The following is a 1,586-nucleotide window of genomic DNA, read 5'->3' on the forward strand; positions in this document are numbered from 1 at the left end:
TTGGTTTGTTTTTGGTTGGGTTTGGGCTTTTCACGGCCTGTTTCTTTCTGAAACGTTTTTGTGGAGAGTTTGATCCTGGCTCAGGATGAACGCTGGCGGCGTGCTTAACACATGCAAGTCGAACGGAAAGGCCAGTGCTTGCACTGGTACTCGAGTGGCGAACGGGTGAGTAACACGTGGGTGATCTGCCCTGCACTTCGGGATAAGCCTGGGAAACTGGGTCTAATACCGGATAGGACCACATTTTGGATGGTGTGGTGGAAAGTTTTTTCGGTGTGGGATGAGCTCGCGGCCTATCAGCTTGTTGGTGGGGTAATGGCCTACCAAGGCGTCGACGGGTAGCCGGCCTGAGAGGGTGTACGGCCACATTGGGACTGAGATACGGCCCAGACTCCTACGGGAGGCAGCAGTGGGGAATATTGCACAATGGGCGCAAGCCTGATGCAGCGACGCCGCGTGGGGGATGACGGCCTTCGGGTTGTAAACTCCTTTCGCTAGGGACGAAGCGCAAGTGACGGTACCTGGAGAAGAAGCACCGGCTAACTACGTGCCAGCAGCCGCGGTAATACGTAGGGTGCGAGCGTTGTCCGGAATTACTGGGCGTAAAGAGCTCGTAGGTGGTTTGTCGCGTCGTTTGTGTAAGCCCGCAGCTTAACTGCGGGACTGCAGGCGATACGGGCATAACTTGAGTGCTGTAGGGGAGACTGGAATTCCTGGTGTAGCGGTGGAATGCGCAGATATCAGGAGGAACACCGATGGCGAAGGCAGGTCTCTGGGCAGTAACTGACGCTGAGGAGCGAAAGCATGGGTAGCGAACAGGATTAGATACCCTGGTAGTCCATGCCGTAAACGGTGGGCGCTAGGTGTGAGTCCCTTCCACGGGGTTCGTGCCGTAGCTAACGCATTAAGCGCCCCGCCTGGGGAGTACGGCCGCAAGGCTAAAACTCAAAGGAATTGACGGGGGCCCGCACAAGCGGCGGAGCATGTGGATTAATTCGATGCAACGCGAAGAACCTTACCTGGGCTTGACATACACCAGATCGCCGTAGAGATGCGGTTTCCCTTTGTGGTTGGTGTACAGGTGGTGCATGGTTGTCGTCAGCTCGTGTCGTGAGATGTTGGGTTAAGTCCCGCAACGAGCGCAACCCTTGTCTTATGTTGCCAGCACGTTGTGGTGGGGACTCGTGAGAGACTGCCGGGGTTAACTCGGAGGAAGGTGGGGATGACGTCAAATCATCATGCCCCTTATGTCCAGGGCTTCACACATGCTACAATGGTCGGTACAACGCGTTTGCGAGCCTGTGAGGGTGGGCTAATCGCTGTAAAGCCGGTCGTAGTTCGGATTGGGGTCTGCAACTCGACCCCATGAAGTCGGAGTCGCTAGTAATCGCAGATCAGCAACGCTGCGGTGAATACGTTCCCGGGCCTTGTACACACCGCCCGTCACGTCATGAAAGTTGGTAACACCCGAAGCCAGTGGCCTGTCATGGGAGCTGTCGAAGGTGGGATCGGCGATTGGGACGAAGTCGTAACAAGGTAGCCGTACCGGAAGGTGCGGCTGGATCACCTCCTTTCTAAGGAGCTTT

The 1,586-nt window shown here is 56.2% G+C and carries 1 rRNA gene and 1 other annotated feature (1 of these 2 running past the window's edge); the gene reads left to right on the forward strand.

Annotation, left to right across the window (positions count from 1 at the left end):
- The first annotated feature begins 57 nt into the window (after window positions 1-57).
- Window positions 58-1,574 (forward strand): 16S ribosomal RNA (locus QP996_RS11900).
- Window positions 1,457-1,586: a sequence feature (mutual gap in cmsearch alignment for this rRNA model is longer than 100), on the forward strand (it continues 1,293 nt past the right edge of the window). It overlaps the preceding rRNA gene by 118 nt.

It is taken from the genome of Corynebacterium sp. MSK008 (assembly GCF_030232585.1).
In the GTDB taxonomy this organism is placed as follows: Bacteria; Actinomycetota; Actinomycetes; order Mycobacteriales; family Mycobacteriaceae; genus Corynebacterium.